1 protein-coding gene is annotated in these 498 nt (G+C 44.6%); it reads left to right on the top strand.

Translation table 11 applies throughout. The annotated features are described in order from the left end of the window. On the top strand, positions 1-498 hold a 498-nt coding region (locus DVK07_RS22560), incomplete at both ends, for a restriction endonuclease subunit S (RefSeq protein ID WP_199719724.1).

Below are 498 nucleotides of genomic sequence, written 5' to 3'. Positions count from 1 at the left end.
CAGTTTCAGTTAAAATTCCTACGGACTGGGATCTCGTCAGCTTAGATGATGTATCTGAAAACTCCGGTGAGTATGGGGCAAATGTATCAGCCGAACCATTCGACCCCAGTGAGTACCGGTATATCCGGATAACAGATCTAACAGAAGACGGTCAGTTGAAAGATGATAACAAGCAAAGCATTCCTATTGAACGGAATGAAAAATACGAGCTTGAGCATGGTGACCTGCTATTTGCTCGGACAGGAGCAGTCGGCAGGACGTACTTGTATTCGGAATCGGACAGTGAAGTTCCCTGTGCATTTGCAGGTTATCTAATCAGATATAGATTATCTGAGAATATTAACAAAGAATATCTCCGCCAGTATACGAATAGTGAGTACTTCAACAAGTGGGTGAATAGCATAGCTAGAAGTACCACGCACGCAAATATCAATGCATCCGAGTACTCGTCTGTCGATATTCCCTACCCACCTCTCGCCGAACAACGCCGAATTGCTG

This window comes from Halorubrum sp. Atlit-26R (assembly GCF_003666015.1).
Lineage (GTDB): Archaea > Halobacteriota > Halobacteria > Halobacteriales > Haloferacaceae > Halorubrum.
Note: the sequence above shows the minus strand (reverse complement) of the source record. Positions and strands in the feature narration are given on the sequence as shown.